Source organism: Natrinema soli (assembly GCF_028618695.1).
In genome coordinates this window covers 1-914 of record NZ_JAQIVI010000649.1, presented here as the reverse complement: position 1 = coordinate 914, position 914 = coordinate 1, and the positions used below count along the sequence as shown (strand labels likewise).

Here is a 914-nt window from a genome sequence, read left to right as displayed (position 1 = left end):
GAACGCGTGACGCCGCGGCTCGGCCACGCAGACGGCACGTGGCACGTTTCGGAGCTGACTCTCACGAATCGGCTCGCGGATCCGACCGTCGAGGGGGTCGTCGTCACCCGAACCGGTGCGGGATCGGCGGCCGATTCGGCGACCGACGACGGGATTCGCCGGGGCGTCGACCGACTCGCGGACGCGTTTTTCACCCTCGGTCCGCGGGACGAACTCCGGTACGCGAACGACGCCGCGATGTCGCTGTTCACCGGCACCGATGCCGGTATCGGCGCAGGAACTGAGATCGATACGGGCACCGCGGAGCGCTCGAGCGACCGCGCCGACCCGATCGGAACCGTCGTCTGGGACCTCCTTCCGGACGACCTCAGCGAGGCGCTCTACGACGGCGTTCGAGCGGCCGAGACGACGGGCTCGACCGAGACGTTCGGAACGACCTTTCCGCCGCTCGAGGGGCGGCTCGCCGTGACCGTTCACCCCGGGGACGACGGCGTCTCGGTCCACGCGCGGGAACATCCCCCCGACGCCGCGACCGCGGTGAACCAAGACCGCCTCGGACTCCTCGAGTCCGTCGTCGACGCGCTCGACGACGGGATCGCCGTCCTCGAGGGGACGACGATTCGGCTGGCGAACCCGGCGCTGCTCGATCTCGCCGGTGCGGATGCGCTCGTCGGACGGGAACTCGAGGACGTGTTCGCCGACGATCTCGCGGCGACGGTTCGGGAGCGAGGTCGGTCACCGGTCATCCGGTGGATGGAACCGATCACGGGTGTTCTCGCGACCGACGCGTCCCCGCCGGTCGACGTCTTCGTCGCGCCGCTTTCGGACCCCGATCGAACGCTCTGTGTCGTCCGCGACAGGCGCGGCTCTCGAGCGGCCGCTCTGTCGTCGATCCGACGCGCGCTCGACGCGCT

General features: G+C 70.5%; 1 protein-coding gene. It reads left to right on the top strand.

Translation table 11 applies throughout. The annotated features are described in order from the left end of the window. The coding region (locus PGX04_RS29190; protein WP_273741697.1) for a PAS domain-containing protein at positions 1-914 on the top strand (914 nt) is incomplete at both ends.